Below are 23,365 nucleotides of genomic sequence, written 5' to 3' on the forward strand. Positions count from 1 at the left end.
AGTCGTGTCCCGTCGTCCCACCCGGCGACCGGCTCGGGGATGATCGCGCGGTGACCGAGGCCGGCGAGGACGCACCGCGTCCCGTCGTCCCCCGGATCCGCCGTCCGACCGACGTCGTGCAGCTGCTCGCCGCCGGGGCCGGGCTGACCCTGGTCGTGCTGGCCACGGGAACGGCACCGGACGTGGTGGACGCGCTCGACGGCGCCGTCCCCACGCTCGGTCGCGGCCTGCCGCGGACCCTCGCCTCCGTCGCGTCGGTGGCCGCGTCCCTGACGATCCTCGGCGTGCTGGTCACCGTCGCGGTGGACGCGGCCCGCCACCGGCGAGCGGCGCTGGTGCAGGGCCTGGCCGCGGGGCTGCTCGGTCTGCTGCTCGGCGCCGTGGGGGAGCGGGTCGGCGACGCGGCCGGTGGCGTCGTGGCCGACGTCCTGACCGGGCCGCGCGACGACGCCGCGCTGGTGCCCGTGGTGGCCTCGGTCGCCTTCCTCGTCGGCGCCGACCTCCAGCGACGCCGGCGCTGGCGGCAGCCGAGCCGGTGGTCGGTCCTGGCCGCTCTGATCCTCGGGGTGGCCCTGGGCAGCCTCACGGTCCTCGGCGCGGTGGCGGCGGTGCTCCTCGGCGCCGTCGCCGGCCTCGCCGTGCGCCTCGCGGCCGGGGTCGCCCCGGCCCGCCCGCGCGACGAGGTCATCCGCGCGGAGCTGGCCCGCGCGGGTGTGGTGGTGGGCGAGCTGCACACGACCGAGCAGGCGGCCGGCTTCCTCCGGCTCACCGGCGAGGACGCGAGCGGTCCCGTCTGCATCACCGTCGTCGACCCGGACGGCCGGGGGCTGCCGCTGGTGCGCCGGGCCGGGCGGATGCTCCGGTTCCGCGCCGCGGTGGTCGGCCGGCCGGCGATCAGCCAGCGCAGCGACCTGGAGCGGCAGGCCTCGAGCGCCGCGCTGGCCGGCGCGGCCGGCGTGCCGGTGCCCGCGGTGCTGGCGCTGCTCGCCGTGGGGCCCGCTCTCGTGCTGGCCGAGCGGCCAACGGACGGGACGCCGCTGCCCGACGCCGGCGACGGCGCGGTCGCCGGCCTGGCCGCCGCGTTCGCCGCGCTGCGCCGGCTGCACCGGGTCGGCCTGGCGCACGGCGCCCTCACGCCCGACAGCGTCGTGCTGGGGCCGGGGGGAGCGGCCGGGTTCCGCGACCTGAGAGCTGCCCAGCCGGCGGCCGGTGAGCTGCAGCGCGACCTGGACACGGTGGCCCTCCTCGTCGGTGGGGCCACCGTGGTCGGACCGGCCGCGGCGGCGGCCGCGCTGCAGGCCGACCGGGCCCCGGCTCCGACGCCGCCCCGGGTGGCGGCGCTGCTGCAGCCGGTCGCGCTGCCGGCGGCCGTACGGCGGTCGGTCCGCGGCACCGAGGTCCTCGACGAGCTGCGGCGCGCGCTGGCCGCCCCGGACGGGACCGTGGCCGCCGCGCCCCGCCTGGAGCGCTTCTCGCTGCGCGCCGTCCTCACCGTGGTGGCGACGACCGTCGCGGCCTTCCTGCTGGCCTCGCAGCTGTCGCAGGTGAGCATCGTCGACGAGATCCGGAGGGCCGAACCCCTGTGGCTGCTCGTCGCCCTCGGCGGCTCGGCGCTGACCTACCTCGGGGCGGCCCTCGCCCTGGTCGCGTTCGTGCCGACGGTGCTGTCCCTGGCGCGGACCACGCTGGTGCAGGTGGCGACGGCGTGGCTGACCCTCGTGACCCCGCCGACGGTCGGCCACGTCGGGCTCAACATCCGCTACCTCCAGCGCTCGGGACTCGGCCTGGGCGCGGCCGCGGCCAGTGTCGCGGTGAGCCAGGTGGCGACCGTCGCGGCGACGGTCGTCCTGCTGCTGGTCGTCGGCTGGGGCAGCGGTGTGTCGACGTCGCGGCTGTCCCTGGTGCCGAGCACGGACGTGCTGCTCGTGCTGCTCGGCGCCGTCGCCGTCGTGGGTGTCCTGCTCGCGATCCCCCCGGTGCGGCACCTGCTGTACCGCCGCCTCGAGCCGCTGGTCCGGCAGTCGCTCCCGCAGCTGCTCGCCGCGGCCACCGAGCCGCGGCGGCTGGCCACGGCGCTGGGCGGCATCGTCCTGCAGAACGCCGGGTACGCGTTGGCGCTCGACGCCTCCCTGCGGGCCTTCGGCGCCTCGCTGGCCCTGCCCACGGTGATCGGCGTCTACCTGGTGTCCTCGGCGGTGGGGTCCGTGGCGCCCACCCCGGGCGGCCTGGGTGCGGTGGAGGCCGCACTGATCGGTGGCCTCACCGCCACGGGCGTGCCGGTGGCGGCGGCCCTGGCCGCGGTGCTGGCGTTCCGCACCGTCACGTTCTGGCTGCCCGCGCCGGTGGGCTGGGTCGCCTTCGTGCACCTGCAGCGGCGCGAGCACATCTGAGCCGCCGGGCGGATCAGCCCGCGGCGAACGCGGCGGTGTCCCAGTCCCCGGTCCAGGGCTGCCGGGTGTACTCCAGGCGCAACCGGCCGGGCCGGGCGTCGATCGTCTCGGCGAACACCGTGCCGTAGACGACGCCCTCCCGCTCGCGGCGGATGACCAGGGCCTCGGCCTCGGGGGCCGGCTCCTGCTCCTGCACCAGCTCGCGCCAGCGGTCGGGGAAGGGCGCCGCGGCGAAGGTCCCGCGCCACAGCTCGGCCTTGCGGTCCTCCGGGCCGCCGGAGGTGAACACCTGCGTGGCCGCCGGGTGCTCGGTCGCCGTGAGCCGCTCGCTGTCGAACTCCCAGCTGGTCAGCCGGTCCGGTGCGACCAGGACGAGCAGGAAGCCGGCCATGCCGTCCAGCCGCACGTGGTCCACCCAGGACGGGCCGTGGGCGGCGCCGAGCAGCGGCAGGACACCCCGGCTCGGCGCCCCGGGAGCGGCCGGCCGCTCGTGGTACCGGTTGAGCACCAGCGCGGTCACGCCGGTGCCCACGTCGGTGGCGCACCACGTCCCGCCGGCGACGCGGTCGCGACCACCCACGAGATCGGGCAGCTCCGGCCACCACCGGTCGGGGGCGTCGAACTCGCGCGTGGTCACCTCGTCGCGGACGGCGAGGATCTCCGCCGGTCCGGCACCGGACCGTCGCACCACGACCGTGCACATGCGGCCATCCTTCCCGCCTGCGGGGACCCCGCGGACGCCGGGCCGGTCGGCGCGGCGGAACGGGGACCTTGCGCCCTGGGTGGCGGCGCGCCGGACGGGGAGCATCGGGACCACCGGCGCCCCACGAGGAGGCGGAATGGACACCGACAGCGGCAGCGCGCGGGCGGCGCAGCCAGGACGACCGCGGCCCACCTGGGACCCGCTGCAGATGACCGCGGCCGAGAAGTGCATGGCCGAGTGGGAGGCGCGGCACGACGTGGCCGCGCGCGGGCACCGGTCGGGTGCCGACGCGCTGCAGCACTATCTCGCCCGTTCGCGGGTCGTCGAGCCGGCGCGGCCGCACGGGACGACCCCACCGGCGCGACCGGCTCCGGAACCTCCGGAGCCGGAGCGGCCCGCGCCGCCGGTGCAGGAGCGGCCCCGGGCGCGCTCGAGGTCGCCGCTGGCCCGGTTGCTGCACCGCTCCGGCTGACGTCCGGCACCCGGCCGACGGCCCCGAGCGGGAACAGGCCGCCCTGCAGGTGCGTCGCACCGTCCGTGCGCGGAGTGCCGCCGCGATCCTCGCCGCGACCCGGTGCCCGTCCCGGATGCGGCAGTGTCGAACCGGCCCCGCGACGGGGTGCAGACCTTCCTCCGCGCGGGCCGGCGGCCGTCAGGCCCGGGCGATGGCGTCCAGGATCCGGAGCCGGGCGGCCCGCCGCGCCGGCCCGACGGCGGCCAGCACGCCGATGACCGCCGCGACGAGCAGGAACACCGCCATCCGCGGCCAGGGCACCACCACCTCGGTGATCCCCTGGTCGTCGAGCGCCCGGCTGAGGGCGACGCCGAACAGCGTGCCGAGGACCAGTCCCAGCACCGCGCCGTAGATCGAGATGAGCACGGCCTCTAGCCGGACCATGCGGCGCAGCTGGGTACGGCCGAGCCCGACGGCGCGCAGCAGCCCGATCTCCCGGGTCCGCTCGATCACCGACATGGCCAGGGTGTTGACGATGCCGAGCGCGGCGATGAGCACCGACAGCACGAGCATGGCGTTGATGAGCAGCAGCAGCTGGTCGACCTGCCCCTTCTGCTCCTCGGAGAACTCGCCCTGGTCCTTGAGGTCGACGATCGGGAAGGCGCCGAGCACCTCCTCCAGCTGCGGCCGGACGTCAGCGGGCGCCGCGCCGTCGGCGAGGTCCACGAACAGGAACCGGTCCTGGGCCACGCCTCCTGCCCCGCTGAGGGTGTCGAGGGACACGATCGAGGAGCCCACCACCTGGTTGGACTCGTAGATCCCGCCGACGACGACCTCCTGCTGCCGGCCGTCGATGGTGAGGACGTCGACGGTGTCGCCCACGCTCCATCCCCGGGCGTCCGCCGTGGCCTCGTCCACGATGAGCCCGTCGTCCCCGAGCCCGTCCGCGGAGCCGCTCACCCAGGTCAGCTCGACGCTGCGGTCGAGCCCCGACGGGTCGACCGCGGTCAGGAAGGTGATGTCGCCGTCGAGCAGGGCCTGTCCCCAGCGCAGCGGCATGACGGTCTCGACGTCGTCGACCTCGGAGATCCGCGTCGCGACGTCCGTGCTGAACGGCTGCCCCACGGCGCTGGAGACCACGAACTCGGCGCGGACCGACCCCGCGATGAGCTTGTCGATGCTCGCGTTGGTCGAGGCGCCGATCACGCTGAAGGCGCTCACCAGCGCCAGGCCGATCATCAGCGCGGACGCCGTCGCAGCCGTGCGCCGCGGATTGCGGACGGCGTTCTCCTGGGCCAGGCGCCCCGTCGTGCCCCAGATCGCCGGCAGCACGGCGCCCACCCCCCGCAGGAACGGGCGGGCCAGCACCGGGCTCAGCGCCGTGGCGCCCAGGATCAGCCCCAGCGCGCCCAGGCCGACGAGCGAGGCCGCGCTGCCGCCGTCCTCGGTCAGCGTCCCGGCCACCAGCGCCGCGGCGCCGGCGGCGGCCAGCAGCACGCCGACCACGGTGCGCCGGCGCAGACCGCGCTGCACGGTGACCACGTCGTCGCGCATGGCCGCGACCGGCGGCATGCCGGCCGCGCGCCGGGCCGGGAGGTAGGCGGCCACCAGCGTCACCAGGACGCCGACGGCGTAGGCCCACAGCACGGTGTCGACGGCGAAGACCAGGCTGCCGTCCAGGGTGAGGCCGAACGAGCCGAAGAGGGCGCGCAGCCCGGCGGCGATCCCGTAGCCGGCCGCCAGCCCGATGGTCGATCCGACGACGCCCACCGCCAGGGCCTCGCCCAGGACCGAGCGCGTGATCTGCCCCTTGCTGGCGCCCAGGGCCCGCAGCAGCGCCAGCTCCTGGGTCCGCTGCGCGACCAGCATCGAGAAGGTGTTGAGGATGATGAAGGTGCCGACGAACAGCGCGATCCCGGCGAAGACGAGCAGGAAGATGTTGAAGAACTGCAGCGCCTCGGAGAAGTCCGAGGCGAGGCTGTCCGCCTGCTCGGCCGCCGTCCTGACGTCGTAGTCCGAACCCACCGCGGCGGCGACCCGGTCGGCCAGCTCGCCGGGGGCGACGCCGTCGTCGGCGGCGACGCCGATCCCGGTGAACTGTCCCGGCGCGGTCAGCAGCTCCTGGGCGGTCGCCGTGTCGAACGCGGTCAGGGACGCCCCGGCCAGCCCGCCCTCCTCGCCGAACCGGAAGGTGCCGACGAGCTCGGCCTCGACGCGCGGGCCGGGCGTGAGCAGCGTGATGGTGTCACCGACGTCGTAGCCGGTCTCCTCGGCGGCTCCCGTGTCGATCATGACCTCGCCGGGGCCGGTCGCCGCCCGCCCCTCGACGAGGGTCGTCACGGACACGGCCTCCTCGGTGGTCCAGTTGATGCCGATGCCCGGGGCCCCGCCGGTGTCCAGGACCTCGCCGTCGGGGTCGAGGACGTAGACCCCCTCGGCGGTGATGTCACCGGCGACGGCCGCCACGCCGTCCACGTCGGCGACCTCGTCGACCAGGTCGTCCGGCACGAAGGTGGCGGTGCCGCCCGCGCCGGTGCCCGCCAGGCCCTGGTCGAACGCCGCGGCGCGGGTGACGGTGACGTCGGCCGCGGTGCTGCGGAACAGGTCGTTGAAGGTCTTGCTCAGGGTGTCGGTGAAGATGAGCGTGCCCACCACGAAGGCGACGCCGAGCACGATCGCCAGCCCCGACATGGCCAACCGCAGCTTGTGCGCCAGCAGGTTGCGCCAGGTGGTCCGCCACACGTCAGCGCACCGCTGCTCTCGTGTCGTCGCCGGCAGCCGCGGTCCGCTCGCCGCCGCTGTCGGGATCGAACGCCTTCAGCCGCTCCAGCACGCGGTCCGCGGTGGGCTCCAGCATCTCGTCGACGATCCGCCCGTCGGCCAGGAAGAGGACGCGGTCGGCGTAGCTCGCGGCCGTCGGGTCGTGGGTGACCATCACGATGGTCTGCCCCATGTCGCGCACCGAGCGGCGCAGGAAGTGCAGCACGTCGGCGCCGCTGCGCGAGTCCAGGTTCCCGGTCGGCTCGTCGGCGAAGACGATGTCCGGCCGGCCGGCGAGCGCCCGCGCGCAGGCCACGCGCTGCTGCTGACCGCCGGAGAGCTCGCTGGGCCGGTGCGTCAACCGCGGCCGCAGACCGACCGTGTCGATCACCGTGTCCAGCCAGTCGCGGTCGGGCTTGCGACCCGCGATGTCCATCGGCAGCGTGATGTTCTCCATCGCGGTGAGCGTGGGCAGCAGGTTGAAGGCCTGGAAGACGAACCCGACCCGGTCGCGCCGCAGCACGGTGAGCGCCTTGTCGTCGAGCGTGCTCAGGTCGACGTCGCCGATGAACGCCTGTCCGCTGGTGACCGAGTCCAGGCCGGCCATGCAATGCATGAGGGTCGACTTGCCCGAGCCGGAGGGCCCCATGATCGCGGTGAAGCGCCCGCGGGCGAAGTCCACGTCGACGCCGTCCAGGGCCACCACCCGGGTGTCGCCTTCACCGAAGACCTTGGTGAGGGAGCGGCCCCGCGCCGCCGGCGTCGGGACGGACTGCGCGTCGGTGGGCGGGAGGGGGGTCACGGGAGCTCCTCGGGATGGGGGGACGGGTCACCGCCTGCAGCTTCAGCACGGTAGGGGAGGGTCGTCAGCCCCCGGTAGGGGTTTTGGGCACACCGCGAGTGAACGATCTCGGTGCGCAACCGGCGCCCGGCTGTGAAGGAAGTCGGCGACTTCCACCGTTCGAGGCGGCCACAGGCCATGGGGTCTCAGAAGGCCGCGTCCATCCGCTCGAGCAGCGTCGGTCCGTCCCACGTCGGGGGCGGCATGATCCGGCGGATGGTCAGCAGCGGGTAGGTCGGGTCCTGCGGCTCGGAGAGCTGGAAGGCCGCCCGGTAGCCGGCTGCCTCGACCCGGGGGAGAGCCTCGGCCGACCAGACGCCGTGCGGGTAGGCCAGCGTGTCGACCGGGTGGCCCAGGATCTCCGCCAGCTCTGCCCGCGGCCGGTCCAGCTGGACCGCCCAGTCGTCTCCGGCGAGCCGGTCCACCCGCTGGTGGTCCCAGCTGTGCGCGCCGATGCTCATGCCGGCCCGGTCGAGGTCGCGCACCTGGTCGTGGCTGAGCCAGTCCGGTTTCCCGAGCACGACGGTCATGGGGAAGAACGCCGCCGGGAAACCGAACTCGGTCAGGACCGGCAGGGCCACCGAGTAGTGGGTCGCCGAGCCGTCGTCGAAGGTCAGCAGCACCGGACGATCGGGCAGGGGCGCGCCGAACTGCAGGTGGTCCAGCAGCGCGCCGGTGCTGATCGGCGTCCGGCCGCCGTCCCGCAACGCCTGCAGCTGCGCCCGGAAGACCGTCGGGGGTGTGATCAGCGTGCGGGCGTAGGCGCTGTCATCCGGACGGAACTCGCGCAGCTGGTGGAAGCACAGCACCGGCACCGTGGAGCGGGCCAGCACCTCCTGGGCCGTCGCGGGCGTCGGAGCTGGTTCCGGGGACGGCGACGGCGTGGGGGTGGTGGCCGGCGGGGAGGAACGCGTCGTCGGCGCCGCCGTCGGAGCCGTCGACGCGCCGGGACCCGAGCACGCTGCCAGCACGACCGCACCCGCGGCTGCGAGGAACCCGCGTCTCTTCACTGCCCCACCCTCTCGGCCCGGGAACGGACGGGCAAGACCGCGGCCGCGTGGCGGAAGGGATCCGGAACCGCGGACGACGAGGCGCGGCGCCCCACCCGCACGCGTCGTGCCGGCACGCCCCCTGGTCAGAGGCCGAGGTCGGTGAGTCCCGGGTGGTCGTCGGGGCGGCGTCCCCGAGGCCAGTGGAAGAGCCGGTCCTCCTCCGCGAGCGGCACGTCGTTGATGCTCGCGTGCCGCCGGCGCATCAGGCCCTCGTCGTCGAACTCCCAGTTCTCGTTGCCGTAGGAGCGGAACCAGCTGCCGGACCCGTCGCGCCACTCGTAGGCGAAGCGGACGGCCAGGTGATCGCTCTCGGCGGCCCACAGCTCCTTGATCAGCCGGTAGTCGAGCTCGCGCTGCCACTTGCGGGTCAGGAACGCGACGATCTCGTCCCGGCCGGTGACGAACTCCGAGCGGTTCCGCCACCGGGAGTCGGCCGTGTAGGCGCCGGCCACCTTCTCGGGGTCGCGGGTGTTCCAGGCGTCCTCGGCCAGGCGCACTTTCTGCACCGCCGTCTCCCGCGTGAACGGGGGCAGGGGTGGTCGGCTCATCGGTGCTCCCTTCTCCTCCCTGCACCGTGCCACGGAGGACGGTCACCGGCCTCCGGAGCCGCCCGGCACCGGCCGTCCGGAGGCCGTGCGCCGTGGCGTTGCCGTCGTGCGCCCTCCGAGAAATCGCTTGCTCCGGTGCCCCCTGGAGGTCGCATGCTGACGGCATGACTCCGCGGAGGACCGCCGCTGCAGAACTGTCGGTACCTGAGCCGAGGATCCTGGCATGGACGTGACTCCTGCCGTCGAAGCCATCGACCTGGTCAAGCACTTCGGCACGACCCGAGCCGTCGACGGCGTGAGCTTCGTCGTCCCGGAGGGGTCCGTCCTCGGCCTGCTCGGACCCAACGGAGCGGGGAAGACCTCCCTCGTGCGGATGCTCACGACGCTGAGCGTCCCCACCAGCGGCACGGGCCGGGTGGCCGGTCACGACATCCGGGAGCAGCCGAACGAGGTCCGTCGCAGCCTGGGCCTCACCGGACAGGCCGCCACCGTCGACGAGATCCTGACCGGTCGGGAGAACCTCAGGTTGATCGGCAGTCTCTACGGGCTGCCCAAGAAGTACATCCGGGAGGCGACCGAGCGCCTGTTCGACCGCTTCGACCTCACCGACGCGGCCGACCGGATGGCCAGGACCTACTCCGGCGGCATGCGACGCCGGCTCGACCTGGCGGTGAGCCTTCTCGCCACCCCACCGATCCTCTTCCTCGACGAGCCGACGACCGGCCTGGACCCGCACAGCCGGTCCGGGCTGTGGGCGGTGCTGCGCGAGCTGGTCACGGAAGGCACCACGCTGGTGCTGACGACCCAGTACCTGGAGGAGGCCGACCACCTGGCCGACGAGATCGTCGTCGTGGACAAGGGCACGGTCATCGCGGCCGGCACTCCCACCCAGCTCAAGGACCGGGCCGGCAAGGCGAGCGTCGTGGTCACCCTGACCCACGCCGCCGACCTCGACCCGGCGGCCGACCTGATGCGTGCGCACTCGCCGGAGGTGCACGTCGAACCCGGCAGCCGTCGCCTCACCGCGCAGGCCGGCGGGCTGGGGGACATGACGCGCATCGCTGCGGTGTTCGAGGCCAGCGGCATCGAACTGGACGACCTCGGGTTGGCCCGGCCGAGCCTGGACGACGTCTTCCTGCACCTCACCGGCCGCCGCGCCGAGGCCGAACCCGCCGCGGGCGCCCCGGCCGGCCCGACCACCGAAGGAGCGACGACGTGACCGCCGTCCAGACCACCCCCGTGAAGCCGGCGTCGCGGCCGCCCATCCATCCGCCGTCGCTCGTCCGGGCCTCGATGACGATCGTCTGGCGGAACCTGATCCACATCCGGCGGATGCCGGAGATGCTGCTGGACGTCACGGTCCAGTCGGTGATGTTCGTGCTGCTGTTCGCCTACGTCTTCGGCGGCGCGATCGCGGTCGAGGGGTCCAACTACCGGGAGTTCCTGCTGCCCGGGATCATGGTCCAGACGATGGTGTTCTCCTCGGCGATCGTGGCCATGGGGCTGACCAACGACCTCCAGAAGGGGTTCGTCGACCGGTTCAAGTCCCTGCCCGTCCCACGTCCCGCGGTGCTCGTCGGACGCAGCCTGTCCAGCCTCATCCACTCCAGCATCGGCGTCGCGGTGATGGGCGTGACGGGCCTGCTCATCGGCTGGCGGGTGCGCAACGGCGTCGTGGACGGCGTGCTCGGGTTCCTGCTCCTGCTGCTGTTCGGCTTCGCCGTGATCTGGCTCGGCATCTGGGTCGGGTCCCTCATGCGCACCGTCGAATCCGTGCAGGGCTTCATGTTCACGGTGATGTTCCCGCTGACCTTCGTGGCCAACACGTTCGTCCCGACGGAGAGCATGCCGTCGTGGCTGCGCACCATCGCCGAGTGGAACCCGGTGTCCGCCATCGCCCAGGCCTGCCGGGAGCTGTGGGGCAACGGCCCGATTGCGGGCCCCGAGGCCGCATGGCCGCTGCAGCACCCGATCGCGATGTCGATCGCCTGGTCGCTCGTCCTCACGGCGATCTTCGCCCCGCTCGCCGTTTCGGCGTTCCGGCGTCGCTCCCGCGACTGACCGGCCCGGCCCGGCCACCTGATCCCGCCGCGGGGCGGTTCAGGTGGCCAGCGAGCCGGCGAAGACCTGCCAGGCGAGGGCGCTCTTGGCGACCAGGCTGAGCACCAGGTAGGCCTGCTCGCCGTAGGCGTAGTCGCGCCACGCGCCGACCTGCCGGTACTGCAGCCACTGGTTGACCGCGAAGCTCGTGAAGAACACGGACAGCGACCCGAAGATCCCGTAGACGAAGCCCGGTATCTCCGCGGCGCCGACGATGTTGGTCGTGACCGCCACCCCCGGCGCAGCCCCGGCGACGCAACCGAACCAGAACGGCAGCATCGTCGTCCGGGCCCGGCCGGGCGGATTCATCACTTCCTGCAGCCAGCCGAACAGGATCATGGCGACGTCGGCGCCGGCGATGCCGATGAGGGGCACGCACCGCGGTGATGCCGGTGTAGGCGCAGATCAGCAGCACCATGATGGTCGAGTTGATCGAGTGCTCGAGCGGATGCGCGGGACGCCGATCTCGCCGGCGAAGACGCCCCGGAAGATGTCGTCGGGGGAGTCCTCCCCGCCGTAGGAGCCGAGCCAGCCGCCGACGGCGTCGATGTCGACGCCGAAGGCCACGAAGATCTCCTTGGTCATCGGTCGCGTTCCTTTCCGGTGGGTCGCCCGCGTCCGGATGGGGCGGGGTTCAGGCGAGGTACGCGGTGAGCACCCGCTGCGGATCGTCGGGCGCGAGCGCGAGCGCCGCGGCCAGCAGCAGCCGGCCCTGCCAGGGGCTCAGGTCGCCGGCGAACACCGCGCCACCTCGCGCCAGCCGGGCCCCGCCCGCGGCGTAGAGGGGGAGGACCGGCCCGGACTGCACCCGGGAGCAGATCAGCACGGGGACGCCGCGGGCGACGAGGTCCTCCGCGGCCTCGGCCACCGCCGGGGGGACGTTGCCCGCGCCGAACGCCTCGAGCACGATGCCCGCGGCGCCGGCGTCGACGGCCGCGTGCACCAGTGCGGCATCGGCCCCGAGGTAGCAGGCCACGACGTCCACCCGCGGCAGCTCCACCGCCAGGTCGAGCGGGAGCGGGTCCGGGCGGGCGGGCCGGCCGAGGGAGAGCACCGAGCCGCCGGCCACGCGGAGCACCGGCCCGCGCCCGGGAGCGCCGAAGGCGGCGCTGCGCAGGGTGTCCACCTTGCGCACCCCGCGCGCCGCGAAGGCCTCCCCGTCGAAGCAGAGCAGCGCGCCCAGGTCCCGGGCGGCGGGGGAGGAGGCGACGCGCAGCGCATCGGCGAGGTTGGCCGGGCCGTCCGGCGCGGGGCTGTCGAAGGGTCGCTGGGAGCCGGTGAAGACGATCGGCCGCGGGTCGTCGTGAACCAGGTCGGCGAGGTAGACCGACTCCTCCATGGTGTCGGTGCCGTGGGTGACCACCACGCCGTCGACACCGTCGGCCAGGGACCGGCGGGCCTCGTCGACCAGCCGGCGCAGGTCCGGCGTCGTGAGCGCGAAGCTGCCGACGGCGCCGAGGTCGCTGGTGGTGACGGTCAGCCCGGGGGGCGGTCCGGCCGCGGTCAGCAGCTCGGCGGCGGGAGTGAGGGCCGCCAGCCCGTCCGGGCCGTGCCGGCTGGCGATGGTGCCGCCGGTGGCGAGCAGATGGATCCGGCCCACACGACCTCCTCCCGCCCCTGCTGCGTCAGGGCGACGACGGGGTCCCACGCTCCTACGGCCATCGCGGTCCGGCGACCCGAGGGCGACTACAGCCAGAACTCGAACTGGATGCCGTCGGGGTCCTCGAAGGACACGAACCGCCCGAGGTCCAGGACGCGCACCGGCGAGTGCGGCACGCCCTGCTCGTCGAGGTGGGCGACCCACCGGTCGAGCTCGGCGTCGTCGGCGACCTTGAAGGCGAAGTGGTCCAGCCCGGTGCGCCGGTGGTCGAACGCCTCGGACGAGCCGTCGGCGGGCTGGCAGAGCCCGACGACGAAGAAGCTCGACGGGTCGAGCAGCAGGACGCGGGGCGAGCCGGCCTCGTCCGCGCCGTAGCGGCGCAGCTCCTGCAGGCCCAGGACGCGCCGGTACCACTCGGCGCTGGCGTCCATGTCGCGAACGGTGAGGGCGAGGTGCGAGGCGCCGTTCAGAGGAGGCATGCGGTGATCGTTGCAGCGGTTGCCTGCGGGCGGCGCGATCCCCGGCGTCCGTCGTGGTGTCGGCGGCTCAGGCGTCGTACTGGTCGTGGGCCCGGAGGAAGGCCAGCCGCTCCTCCTCGGTGAGCTCGAGGCCGGCTGCGGCCCGTGCCATGTTGGCCGCGAAGTAGGACTCCCGCGGCGCACCGGGTGCGAAGAGCAGCAGCATCTCGGCGCGCTCCCCGGAGGCGTTGCGGAACGCGTGCACCCCGCCCACGGGGACGTGCAGGAAGTCCCCGGCCGTGGCGTCGTACCAGTCGCCGCCGTCGGAGAGCTGGACGGTGCCGGAGAGGACGAAGAAGGACTCGGAGATGGTGCGGTGGAAGTGCGGGCCGGGTCCGGTCGGCGGGCCGGTCATCGTGTACCGGTACAGGCCGAACCCGCCGTCGGTCTGCACCGCGGTGGCCAGGTAGCCGATCTCCGTCGCGGGCCCGACCAGGTCGGGCGGGGTGCCGGCCGGGCGGAGCCGGGCGCTGCGCTCGCCCGCCTCCTCGCGGTACCGGACCGGTGGGTAGCCGGGGGCGTCCGGGAAGCTCACCGGGCCAGCCTGCCAGAGCGACGCCCCGCCGAGCCGGTTCCCCGTCGTGGTCAGGGCCGGAGCGCGATGACCACGAGCCGGCCGAGCTCGATGCGTTCGAACTCCGGGCCCGTCAGCACCGCGTCGGGGAAGTCGATGTCGGTGCGCACCGTCTTGTTCGGGAAGTCGTCGACCATGAGGGGGAGCAGCCACACCTCGCCGGCCCGCTGGAGCACCAGGCCGTCGACCTCGTCGAACTCGTTGTCGCGCAGCAGGTCCGCGGCGCACGCCGAGGTCGGGCAGTCCCCGACCTCCTCCAGCAGCGCCACCCGGTCCTCGAACCGGCCGTTGGGGTGGGAGTAGATGCTCTTGAAGGCCAGGAAGCCGTGCACCGGTGTCGTGGCGAGCAGGTCGACCTGCGAGGTGACCAGGACGGCGTCCGAGAGCGGGAGTTCCGGACGCAGCGTCCGCCACGCCGCACGGATCTCCGCCACCGAGGGGTCGCTGGGCTCGACGAACAGCGTGCCGATGTAGGGCCCGTCGTCCGGGTCCCCGGTCGGGGCGGAGCCGTCGGGGTAGCGGGTGGTCTGGGCGACCAGCGCGTGGTGCCCGGTGACCCAGTAGTCGGCGAGGTGGAACGCGGCGGTCGCCGCCGCGCCCGCGGCGAGGACGACGGCGGCGAGACGGGGCAGCGTGGAGGCGCCGGCCGGACCACCCCTCCGCCGCCGGGCCGACCAGCGCCGCAGCCAGTCGGCGGTGCCCAGCACCCCGGCGGCCAGCAGCACCGTCATCGCGGCGTCCTGGGTCTTGAACGCGAGGAAGCCGATGTCGGCCCGCTCGGCCAGCGCGCCCAGGCGCAGCGTCACCAGGCACCCCAGCAGGGCCAGCGCGAGGCCCCCGGCGAGCTCCGCGGTGCCGTGCCCGATGTCGCGCCCGCGCAGCCGCGTCCAGGCCACCCAGCCGAGCCAGGCCAGCCCCACCAGCCCGGCGAACTCGGCCGCCTCGAGCGGTGAGGGGAGCACCAGGTCGTGGGCGCCGGCGAGGGAGTAGCGCATCTGCAGGCTGTCCGAGGGCAACCGCAGCCGCGCGAGGACCACGGGCACCCAGGACACGGCCGACACGGCCAGGCCCACCGCGCCGATGACCAGCGCCCGTCGCAGGGGGAGCCGCGGCTCGGGCCGCGGCCCCCGCCGCCCGGCGAGGCGGCGTCGGACGGCGTCGTAGGTCAGCGCCAGCACCGTCGCCACGCCGAACGGCAGGAACCAGTAGGTGTGCACGAGCAGCAGCAACCCGAGCACGACGCCGAGCCGCCAGGCCGGCCACCGCCGCACCCCCGGCGCCCGCACGTCACGCACGGCCAGCAGCCACCACGGCAGCAGGCAGCAGAGCACCAGCCACTCGTCGGGCTTGTGCGGGTGCACGGTCCAGATCGTCACGAGGGCGGCCACCGCCGACGCCGGCAGGGCGCCGACCACCGTGCGCCACAGCAGGTAGGCGGCCAGCGGGATGAGCACGCCCACCAGCAGCTGCACCGGCTTCACCGCTTCCCAGCCGGCCAGGTCGGTGACGGCCGCGAGCCGGCCCTGGATCCAGCCCAGGGCGGGTGGGTAGTAGGCGGGGAGATCGCGGTAGCCGTAGTCGGCCAGTGCCGGCGTCTCGGCGTACCGGGTGGCGATCTGGGTGCGGAAGGAGGAGTCGGCGTAGAGGCCGCCCCACCCCCATCGGGTGCCGTGCAGTGCCGCCGTCGTCGCCGCACCGATCAGCACGCCTGCGGCGACGATGCCCGCGTCCGCCGCCAGCCGGGGCCGGCTGCGGGCCAGGACGGCGACCGCCCCAGCGGCCAGCGCCGCGGTCACGGTGAGGACCAGCACGAGGCGGTCCTGCCAGAACCGGTCGACGACGGTCACGTCCCACACGTCGATCAGCCAGGCCGTGACCGCCCATCCGCCGAGCGTCAGCACGAGCAGCAGGACGGACCGCAGACCGACGGCGGTGCGACGTCCCCCGGGGCGCGGGGGAGCGGCGGGAGGGCTCGGGGGACCGACGGCCATGGCCTCGCGGGCGGTCGTGCTCACGTGCCGATCGCTCCCGACGCCGGGACCGCGACCGCTCTCGGGGAGGCCGGCCTGGAGTTCATGCAGCGATTCTCCCGCGCGTGCGAGGACGACGTTCCGGTGGCCGGGGCTCGGCGTGGCCGGAGCTCGGGCCTTCCGAGGAGCCCCGGCCGTGCACGAGGCCGTGGCGGGTGAACGCCCGGCCCCTCGTGGGTCGAGCGTTGTGGCGGAAGTCATCGCGCGTTCACAACCATTTCGCTTGGGCAAAGGTTGCACGAGCGTTAGCGTTTCCGGGTGCCTGCCCAGCCCGACGACCTCTACGACGTGCTCGTGGAGTTCGTGCAGCGTCTGATGAGCGCCGGAGAGTCCGACGGTCTGGATGCGCTGGCCGAGAGCGACCTGTCGTTCTCGCAGGCGCGCACGCTGTTCCTGCTGACCAGGACGGCGGAGCCGATGCCCATCAACTCCATCGCCGATGCCCTCGGCCTGTCGATGGCCGCCGCCGGCCGCAACGTGGACCAGCTCGTGGGCCTGTCGATGGTCGAGCGCCGCGAGAGCCGGAGCGACCGGCGGGTCAAGCTCGTGTCGCTCACCCCGCTGGGGGAGGAGCTGGCGGCGCAGCACATCGCGGCCAAGCAGGAATCGCTCAAGGCGTTCACGCACGCCCTGTCCCCGGAGCAGCGCGACCGGCTGCACGGGGCGCTCACCGACATCCTCGCGGGCGGCGCCCTCCGCCCGGCACCAGACCAGGAGAAGTGCCTGTGACCGAGTCCGCTCCGCCGCTGCCGCCGGTGTACCCCGAGAAGATCGACGGCCCGGTGCTCAGGATCGCCGGCGTCGTCGTCCTCGGCGCCATCATGTCCATCCTCGACATCACCGTGGTCAGCGTCGCGCTGCCCACGTTCCAAGAGGTCTTCGACGCCACCTACGCGACCGTCGCCTGGACGATGACGGCGTACACGCTGGCGCTGGCCACCGTCATCCCGCTCACCGGCTGGGCCGCCGACCGCTTCGGCACCAAGCGCCTCTACCTGGCGGCGCTGTTCCTCTTCACCGCCGGCTCCGTGCTGTGCGCGATGGCCACCTCGATCGAGATGCTGGTCGCCTTCCGCGTCCTGCAGGGCCTCGGCGGCGGCATGCTGATGCCTCTCGGCATGACGATCCTGACCCGCGCGGCCGGCCCCGACCGCATCGGCCGGCTCATGGCCGTCCTGGGCATCCCGATGCTGCTCGGCCCCATCTCGGGACCGATCCTCGGCGGCTGGCTCATCGACGTCGCGTCGTGGCACTGGATCTTCCTGATCAACCTGCCGATCGGCATCGCCGCGCTCGTCTACGCGCTGCGGGTGCTGCCCAAGGACGAGCCCAGCGCGACCGAGCCGTTCGACTTCATGGGCATGCTGCTGCTCTCGCCGGGGCTCGCCCTGTTCCTCTTCGGCGTCTCCTCGATCGCCGAGGGGGGCGAGGGCGCGTCCTTCGGCCCCCGGGTGTGGGTGTCGGCGACCATCGGCGTCCTGCTGGTCGTCGCTTTCGTCGCCCACGCGCTCCGGGCCGAGAAGCCGCTGATCGACCTGCGCCTGTTCAGGAACCGGCGCCTGACGATCGCCACGGTGTCGATGTTCGTGTTCGTCATCGCCTTCATGGGCGCGGGCCTGCTGTTCCCGTCGTACTTCCTGCAGGTGCGCGGTGAGACCACCCTGATGGCCGGTCTGCTGATCGCCCCGCAGGGCCTGGGTGCCATGGTGACCATGCCCATCGCCGGCGTGCTGGCCGACCGGGTGCCGATCGGCCGCACGGTGCCCGTCGCCCTGCTCGTGATGGCCGGCGGCTTCTTCGTCTTCACGCAGGTCGGCGCCGACACGTCCTACCTGGTGCTGTGCAGCGCGCTGTTCGTGATGGGCCTGGGCATGGGCGGCACGATGATGCCGATCATGACCTCGGCGCTGAAGTCGCTGACCAACTCCGAGGTGGCCCGCGGCTCGACGCTGGTCAACATCGTCCAGCAGATCGGTGGCTCCATCGGGACCGCCGTGCTGTCGGTCGTGCTGACCAACCAGCTCACGTCGACGCCGTCGGGTCCGGTGGAGCCGCTGGAGTTCATGGCCGACGGGTTCGGGACGACGTTCACCGTGGCCTTCGGCCTCATCCTCCTGGCGCTCGTCCCGGTGTCCTTCCTGCCGCGCAAGAAGGAGGAGTCCCACCTCCTCGACGACCAGGACGGTCCCGCCGCGGCGCCGGTGCTCGTGCACTGACCTCACCACCCACCCACCGACCCACCCACCGACCCATCCACCCGTCCACCCGTCCGCGCGACGGCACGACGGCCCTCCCGGTGCACCGGGAGGGCCGTCGCTGCGTCGGGGGTGCCGGTCCCCGGTGGTCGGAACGTGCGCGGGTGCCGCCCCTCCGTACCCTCGGCCGGGTGTCCGACCTCTTCACGCCCCTGACGCTGGCCCACGGCCCGGCCGCACCCAACAGGGTGTGGCTCGCGCCCCTCACCAACACGCAGAGCCACCCCGACGGGCGGCTCTCCGACGAGGAGCTGCACTGGCTGGCGATGCGGGCCCGCGGCGGGCACGGGCTGACCATGAGCTGCGCCGCGCACGTGCAGGCCGGCGGACAGGGCTTCCCCGGGCAGCTCGGCGTCTTCTCCGACGACCACCTGCCGGGCCTGACCCGGCTGGCCGCCGCCCTCACCGACGCCGGCTCGCTGTCCTCCCTGCAGCTGCACCACGCCGGCATCCGGTCGCCCCGTGACCTGGTGGGTCAGCCGGTCGGACCGTCGGACGACGAGGAGACCGGCGCGCGGGCGATGACCGCCGACGAGGTCGGTGAGCTGGTCGAGCACTTCGCCGTCGCCGCGCTGCGGGCGCAGGAGGCGGGATTCGACGGCATCGAGGTGCACGGGGCGCACGGATACGTGATCGCCCAGTTCCTCTCCCCGGAGATCAACCGGCGCACCGACGGCTACGGGGGCTCGCTGGAGAACCGCGCCCGCCTGCTGTCCGAGATCCTCACCGCCGTGCGGCAGCGGTGCCGGCCCGACTTCCAGGTCGGCGTCCGGCTCTCGCCCGAGCGCTTCGGCCTGCGGCTCGGGGAGATCCGGGACGTCGCCGCGGAGCTCATGGGCCGGGGCGACGTCGACTACCTGGACATGTCGCTGTGGGACGTGGCCAAGCTGCCGCAGGAGGAGGAGTTCCAGCACCGCCCGCTGATGGACTGGTTCACCGACCTGGACCGCGGTACGACGCGCCTGGGCGTGGCCGGCAAGGTGCGCAGCGGCCAGGGGGCCGCCGAGACGCTCGAGCGCGGCGCGGACTTCGTGATGGTGGGCCGGGCGGCGATCCTGCACCACGACTTCCCCGACCAGGTGCGCCGCGACGGCGCCTTCGTGCCGGTGAAGACCCCGGTGAGCCCGGAGCACCTGGCCGGCGAGGGTCTGTCCCCGGTGTTCGTCGAGTACATGCGCAACTGGCGGAACTTCGTCGCAGACGCCTCGTGACCGCGGCGGAGTGGTCCGACACCGTCATCTGGTGGCACGTCTACCCCCTCGGTTTCGCCGGCGCCCCGGTGCGGCCCGCGTCCGGTGGAGAGGGCACGGCGCACCGGCTCGACCGGGTGGCGGCCTGGCTGGACCACGTCGTCGAGCTCGGGCTCAACGGGCTCGCGCTGGGGCCGGTCTTCGCCTCGCAGACCCACGGGTACGACACGGTCGACCACTTCCGCGTGGATCCGCGGCTCGGGGACGCCGATGACCTCGACCGGCTGATCGCGGCGTGCCACGAGCGCGGCATCCGGGTCTGCCTGGACGGCGTCTTCAACCACGTCGGCCGCGCGCACCCCGCCTTCGCCGCGGTGGAGGCCGAGGGCCCGGCCGCGCCGACGGCGGGGCTGTTCCGCATCGACTGGAGCGGCTGGCAGCCCGGCGACCCGGTCCGGGCCGACGTCTTCGAGGGGCACGACCAGCTGGTCGCCCTGGACCACTCCGCGCCCGAGGTGGCCGACCTGGTGGTGCGGGCGATGCGGTACTGGCTCGACCGCGGCGTCGACGGCTGGCGCCTGGACGCCGCCTACGCGGTGCCCCCGGAGTTCTGGGCACGGGTGCTGCCGGAGGTGCGCCGCACCCACCCCGGGGCATGGTTCACCGGCGAGGTGATCCACGGCGACGCCGCCGCGATCGTCCGCGCCTCCGGAATGGACTCCCTCACGCAGTACGAGCTCTGGCAGGCGATCTGGCACGGCATCGCCGAGCGGAACTTCTTCGAGCTGGCGCACGCGCTGGAGCGGCACAACGGCCTGCTGGGCACGTTCCTGCCGTCCACGTTCGTCGGCAACCACGACGTCACGCGCATCGCCTCCGCGGTGGGCGCCGAGCTGGTGCCGCACGCGCTGGCGGTGCTGTTCACCGTCGCCGGGGTGCCCAGCGTCTACGCTGGCGACGAGTACGGCTGGACCGGCGTCAAGGAGCAGCGGGCCGGCGGTGACGACGCCGTCCGTCCCGAGTTCCCGCCCCGACCCCCGGCTCCCGCGGAGCTGGATGCGACGGCCCGCGGGACGCTGGATGCCCACCGCGCGCTCGTCGCCCTGCGCCGCCGCCATCCCTGGCTCACGCGGGTCCACGTCGACGTCGTGGACCTCGCCAACGAGCACGTCGTCCTCCGCTCCGGGACCGCGGGGACGGCGGTCGTGGTCGCGCTCAACCTCGCCCCGGAGCGCGTCGAGCTCCCGGCCGCGGACGCCTCCACCGTCGAGTGCGGGAACGGCCGGCTGGCCGGCGGCCGCGTGACGCTGCCCGCGCGCGGCTGGGCGGTGCTGACGGCCTGACCGGCCGGGTCGTGCGACCCGGAGCCCGCCGGAAGGGCGGCCGGGCGGTCGTGCGAGTCTCCGACGTGTGCACCAGGGCATGAGGACGGCGCCATGACCGACCGGACCCTGGTGGACGCCGGGTGAGCGAGCAGCCCGACGTCCCGCGCCCCGAGCGGCGGCGGTGGATCCTGGTGGCCTGCCTGGCCGGCATGTTCGCCACCACGTTCCCGGCGACCATCCTCACCATCGCGGTCCAGCCGATCGCGGTCGACCTGGACTCGACCCCCTCGACGGTCCTGTGGGTCACGACGGCGCCGCTCCTGGCCGCCGCGGTCAGCACCCCGGTGCTCGGCCGGCTGGGCGACCTGCGGGGACACCGGCGGCTGTTCCTCATCGGCATGGTCGTCGCCGCGCTGTTCGCCGTCGGTACGGCGCTGGCGTGGAACGCCGGCAGCCTGATCACCGCGCGCACCATCTCCCAGCTCGGCTCCGCCGCCACCATCCCGAGCTCGTTCGCCATGCTCTTCCGCGCGCACCCACCCGGGCAGCGGGTTCGCGTGTCGTCGCTGGCCTCGGCGGTGCTGGCCGGCGCCGCCGTGGTGGGCGTGGTGATCGGCGGGCCGCTCGTCGACCTCGTCGGGTGGCGGGTGATCTTCTTCGTCCAGGCCGCCGTCTGCGTGGCGGCGCTGGCCGCGGCGGTGCCCGTGCTGCCGGCCGACCCGACGGAGCGGGAGCGGATCCCGCTGGACCTGCCCGGGGCGCTCGCCCTGGCGCTGGCCACGCTCGCGCTGACCTTCGGCATCAACCGGCTGGGGGTCTGGGGCCCGGCACCGGTGCCGATCGCCTGCCTCGTCGTCGTCCCGTTCGCCGTCTGGGCCCTGGTGCGCATCGAGCGCCGGGCGCCGCACCCGCTGCTGCCGATCCGGGTCCTGTCGACGCGGAACACCCGGGTGGTCACCGCAGCGAGCTTCTTCCTGGGGGCCGGCTGGATGGGCAACTTCGTGCTCACCCCGCTGCTCATGCAGTCGGTGATGGGGCTGTCGGCGGGGCTGACCTCGCTGCTGAGCGTCCCGCGCGCCCTCTTCATCGTGGGCGCGGCGCCGACCGCCTCGCGCTGGGGGCAGCGCTTCGGGGAGCGCCGCCTGGTGGTGGTCGCCGCCGCGGGGCTCGGCGTGGTGATGGCGTCGATGACCGTCGGGGCGCTCACCACCTCGGTGGTCGCCATCGCGATCGCCCTGCCGCTGTCCGGCTGGGCCTTCGGGCACGCGCAACCGGGCCTGGTGTCGGCCATGGGCCACGCGGTGGACGAGCAGGACTTCGGGCTGGCGACGTCGCTCCAGCAGACCTCGAACCAGATCGGCGCGGTGGTCGGCATCGGGCTGTTCACCGCGCTCGCGGGGGACGCCACGACGGCGGGGCCCTTCGGCGTCGTCTACCTGCTGACCGCGCTGTGCGCCTTCATCGCCGTGCCGTTCGCCCTGCTCATCCGCGACGGCCACGGCGCCCGCTGACGCCTGCGACACACCGAGCGCGGGAAGATCCACCTTCCTGAGCTCCAGGAGACGTCGAGCTCGGCGGTGCCGCGGGCGGGCCTACTTCTTGCGGCGGTGCACGACCTGCAGGTCGGTGAAGCTCTTGTAGCCCCACGTGCCGTTCTCCACGCCGACGCCGCTCCACTTGAGCCCGCCGAAGGGCAGGTTCGGCGCGAGGGCCGCGTGCGTGTTCACCCACGCGGACCCGGCCTCCAGCTGCCGGGCGACGTCCTCGCCGCGCTCGGTGTCGGTCGCCCACACCGACGCCCCGAGGGCGTAGGTGGTGGCGTTGGCCCGCTCGATCGCGTCGTCGAGGTCGCGGTAGGCGATGACCGGCAGCGCCGGCCCGAACTGCTCCTCGGCGACGATCGCGGTGCCCTCGCCGGCGTCGGTGAGGATGGTCGGCGCGAAGAAGTAGCCCGGCCGGTCGAGGGCCGCGCCCCCGGCCGCGGCCCGGGCCCCGGACGACAGGGCGCCGGCGACCAGGTCGGAGACCCGGTCGAACTGGGGGCGGTTGTTCAGCGGGCCCAGCTGCGTGCCCTCGGCCATGCCGTCGCCGACGACGACGCTGCTCGCCTCCGCCACCAGGGCGTCGACGACCGCGTCGTGCAGCTGCTCCGGGACGTAGACGCGCTTCACCGCGATGCAGGTCTGGCCGTTGTTGGCGAACGCCGCGGCGAAGAGCTGCTTGCCGACGACGGCGGGGTCGGCGTCGTCCAGCACGATGGCGGGGTCGTTGCCGCCGAGCTCCAGGGTCACCCGCTTGAGGTCCGCTGCGGAGGCGACCGCGACCTTCTTGCCGGCGCTGACCGACCCGGTGAAGCTCACCTTGCGCGGCGTGGGGTGCGCGGTCATCGCGGCACCCAGGGCGTCGCCACCGGTGACGATGTTGAGCACGCCCGGCGGCAGCACGCGGCTCAGCACCTCCACCATCGCCAGCGACGACAGCGGCGTGTACGGGGACGGCTTGAGCACGACGGTGTTGCCCGCGCGCAGGGCGGGGGCGATCTTCCAGGACGACAGCAGCAGCGGGAAGTTCCAGGGGGCGATCGCGGCGACCACGCCGATCGGCCGGCGCACCACCTCCACGAAGGCGGCGTCGTCGTCCTGCAGGATCTCCCGCTGTACCTCGAGGTCGGCGTAGTACTGCAGCCACATGCCGACGCCGGCCACCTCGAACACCGCCTCGCCCAGCGGCTTGCCCTGCTCCTGGGTCAGCAGCGCGGCGATCTGCGACGTGGCCTCGTTGATGGCGGCGGCGGCCCGGCGCAGCGCCTCCCGCCGGGCGTCGTCGTCCACCTTCCAGGAGCGGAACGCCCGCTCGGCGCCGGCCATGGCGTCGTCCAGGATCTCCGGCGTCGCTTCCGGTGCGGTGGCGAACGGTGCGCCCGTCGCCGGGTTGATCACGTCGAAGCGGGTCGCGGAGTCGCGGGACTCCCCGTTGATCGTCATCTGGTGCTGGGTCACGTCGGGTTCCTCGGGGTCGGGTCGGG

At 74.1% G+C, this 23,365-nt stretch carries 21 protein-coding genes; 9 read left to right on the forward strand and 12 right to left on the reverse strand.

Annotation, left to right across the window (positions count from 1 at the left end):
• The first annotated feature begins 50 nt into the window (after positions 1 to 50).
• Complete coding sequence (locus tag RM425_RS05915) at positions 51 to 2,390, forward strand: lysylphosphatidylglycerol synthase transmembrane domain-containing protein (protein ID WP_311344256.1); 2,340 nt, start codon at positions 51 to 53, stop codon at positions 2,388 to 2,390.
• A 13-nt stretch (positions 2,391 to 2,403) separates the two neighbouring features.
• Here the strand turns inward: RM425_RS05915 and RM425_RS05920 are convergent, their stop codons facing one another.
• Positions 2,404 to 3,093 carry an NRDE family protein gene (locus RM425_RS05920; protein ID WP_311344257.1) on the reverse strand — a complete coding sequence of 230 codons (690 nt, stop codon included), beginning with the start codon at positions 3,091 to 3,093 and terminating at the stop codon, positions 2,404 to 2,406.
• A 136-nt stretch (positions 3,094 to 3,229) separates the two neighbouring features.
• Between RM425_RS05920 and RM425_RS05925 the strand changes: the two genes are divergently transcribed.
• A complete protein-coding gene (locus RM425_RS05925) occupies positions 3,230 to 3,565 on the forward strand; it encodes a hypothetical protein (RefSeq protein ID WP_311344258.1) in 336 nt (111 codons plus the stop codon).
• 180 nt (positions 3,566 to 3,745) lie between these two features.
• Here the strand turns inward: RM425_RS05925 and RM425_RS05930 are convergent, their stop codons facing one another.
• From RM425_RS05930 to RM425_RS05945, 4 genes are all read right to left on the reverse strand, one after another.
• Positions 3,746 to 6,289, reverse strand: a complete 2,544-nt coding sequence (locus tag RM425_RS05930; protein WP_311344259.1) for an ABC transporter permease — start codon at positions 6,287 to 6,289, stop codon at positions 3,746 to 3,748.
• 1 nt (position 6,290) lies between these two features.
• Positions 6,291 to 7,109 carry an ABC transporter ATP-binding protein gene (locus tag RM425_RS05935; RefSeq protein ID WP_311344260.1) on the reverse strand — a complete coding sequence of 273 codons (819 nt, stop codon included), beginning with the start codon at positions 7,107 to 7,109 and terminating at the stop codon, positions 6,291 to 6,293.
• Between the two features lie 185 nt (positions 7,110 to 7,294).
• The gene (locus RM425_RS05940; RefSeq protein ID WP_311344261.1) at positions 7,295 to 8,158 is read right to left on the reverse strand and encodes a polysaccharide deacetylase family protein; all 864 of its coding nucleotides are present in this window, start codon (positions 8,156 to 8,158) and stop codon (positions 7,295 to 7,297) included.
• A 125-nt stretch (positions 8,159 to 8,283) separates the two neighbouring features.
• Entirely contained in the window at positions 8,284 to 8,748 is a 465-nt protein-coding gene (locus RM425_RS05945) for a nuclear transport factor 2 family protein (protein ID WP_311344262.1), read from the reverse strand.
• 223 nt (positions 8,749 to 8,971) lie between these two features.
• Between RM425_RS05945 and RM425_RS05950 the strand changes: the two genes are divergently transcribed.
• Both RM425_RS05950 and RM425_RS05955 read left to right on the forward strand, forming a co-directional pair.
• Positions 8,972 to 9,967: an ATP-binding cassette domain-containing protein gene (locus tag RM425_RS05950; RefSeq protein ID WP_311344263.1), complete on the forward strand. Its 996-nt coding sequence runs from the start codon at positions 8,972 to 8,974 to the stop codon at positions 9,965 to 9,967.
• A complete protein-coding gene (locus tag RM425_RS05955; RefSeq protein WP_311344264.1) occupies positions 9,964 to 10,809 on the forward strand; it encodes an ABC transporter permease in 846 nt (281 codons plus the stop codon). The genes RM425_RS05950 and RM425_RS05955 overlap by 4 nt, the downstream gene beginning before the upstream one ends.
• Positions 10,810 to 10,848: 39 nt before the next feature.
• Here the strand turns inward: RM425_RS05955 and heR are convergent, their stop codons facing one another.
• From heR to RM425_RS05985, 6 genes are all read right to left on the reverse strand, one after another.
• The gene (gene heR / locus RM425_RS05960; protein WP_311344265.1) at positions 10,849 to 11,223 is read right to left on the reverse strand and encodes a heliorhodopsin HeR; all 375 of its coding nucleotides are present in this window, start codon (positions 11,221 to 11,223) and stop codon (positions 10,849 to 10,851) included.
• A gap of 30 nt (positions 11,224 to 11,253) precedes the next feature.
• Entirely contained in the window at positions 11,254 to 11,433 is a 180-nt protein-coding gene (locus RM425_RS05965) for a hypothetical protein (RefSeq protein WP_311344266.1), read from the reverse strand.
• A gap of 49 nt (positions 11,434 to 11,482) precedes the next feature.
• The gene (locus RM425_RS05970; RefSeq protein WP_311344267.1) at positions 11,483 to 12,448 is read right to left on the reverse strand and encodes an asparaginase; all 966 of its coding nucleotides are present in this window, start codon (positions 12,446 to 12,448) and stop codon (positions 11,483 to 11,485) included.
• Positions 12,449 to 12,534: 86 nt separating this feature from the next.
• Positions 12,535 to 12,927 (reverse strand): VOC family protein, encoded by a 393-nt coding sequence (locus RM425_RS05975; RefSeq protein WP_311344268.1) that lies wholly within the window; start codon positions 12,925 to 12,927, stop codon positions 12,535 to 12,537.
• Between the two features lie 67 nt (positions 12,928 to 12,994).
• A complete protein-coding gene (locus RM425_RS05980) occupies positions 12,995 to 13,501 on the reverse strand; it encodes a cupin domain-containing protein (RefSeq protein ID WP_311344269.1) in 507 nt (168 codons plus the stop codon).
• 50 nt (positions 13,502 to 13,551) lie between these two features.
• Entirely contained in the window at positions 13,552 to 15,555 is a 2,004-nt protein-coding gene (locus tag RM425_RS05985; protein ID WP_311344270.1) for an arabinofuranosyltransferase, read from the reverse strand.
• Positions 15,556 to 15,828: 273 nt separating this feature from the next.
• On the opposite strand from RM425_RS05985, the gene RM425_RS05990 reads away from it, so the two are divergent.
• The 5 genes from RM425_RS05990 (at position 15,829) to RM425_RS06010 (ending at position 21,851) form a co-directional block, all read left to right on the forward strand.
• The gene (locus RM425_RS05990; protein WP_311344271.1) at positions 15,829 to 16,299 is read left to right on the forward strand and encodes a MarR family winged helix-turn-helix transcriptional regulator; all 471 of its coding nucleotides are present in this window, start codon (positions 15,829 to 15,831) and stop codon (positions 16,297 to 16,299) included.
• On the forward strand, positions 16,296 to 17,786 hold the full coding sequence (locus RM425_RS05995; protein WP_311344272.1) for a DHA2 family efflux MFS transporter permease subunit: 1,491 nt from the start codon (positions 16,296 to 16,298) through the stop codon (positions 17,784 to 17,786). The genes RM425_RS05990 and RM425_RS05995 overlap by 4 nt, the downstream gene beginning before the upstream one ends.
• 170 nt (positions 17,787 to 17,956) lie before the next feature.
• Positions 17,957 to 19,036, forward strand: coding sequence for an NADH:flavin oxidoreductase (locus tag RM425_RS06000; protein ID WP_311344273.1), 1,080 nt, complete (start codon positions 17,957 to 17,959; stop codon positions 19,034 to 19,036).
• Entirely contained in the window at positions 19,033 to 20,358 is a 1,326-nt protein-coding gene (locus RM425_RS06005; RefSeq protein WP_311344274.1) for an alpha-amylase family glycosyl hydrolase, read from the forward strand. Before RM425_RS06000 ends, RM425_RS06005 begins: the two co-directional genes overlap by 4 nt.
• Before the next feature lie 122 nt (positions 20,359 to 20,480).
• The gene (locus RM425_RS06010) at positions 20,481 to 21,851 is read left to right on the forward strand and encodes an MFS transporter (RefSeq protein ID WP_311344275.1); all 1,371 of its coding nucleotides are present in this window, start codon (positions 20,481 to 20,483) and stop codon (positions 21,849 to 21,851) included.
• 81 nt (positions 21,852 to 21,932) lie between these two features.
• On the opposite strand, the gene RM425_RS06015 is transcribed toward RM425_RS06010, so the two are convergent.
• Positions 21,933 to 23,339 carry an aldehyde dehydrogenase family protein gene (locus RM425_RS06015; protein WP_311344276.1) on the reverse strand — a complete coding sequence of 469 codons (1,407 nt, stop codon included), beginning with the start codon at positions 23,337 to 23,339 and terminating at the stop codon, positions 21,933 to 21,935.
• Positions 23,340 to 23,365: the final 26 nt, after the last annotated feature.

It is taken from the genome of Blastococcus goldschmidtiae, assembly GCF_031845325.1.
In the GTDB taxonomy this organism is placed as follows: domain Bacteria; phylum Actinomycetota; class Actinomycetes; order Mycobacteriales; family Geodermatophilaceae; genus Blastococcus; species Blastococcus goldschmidtiae.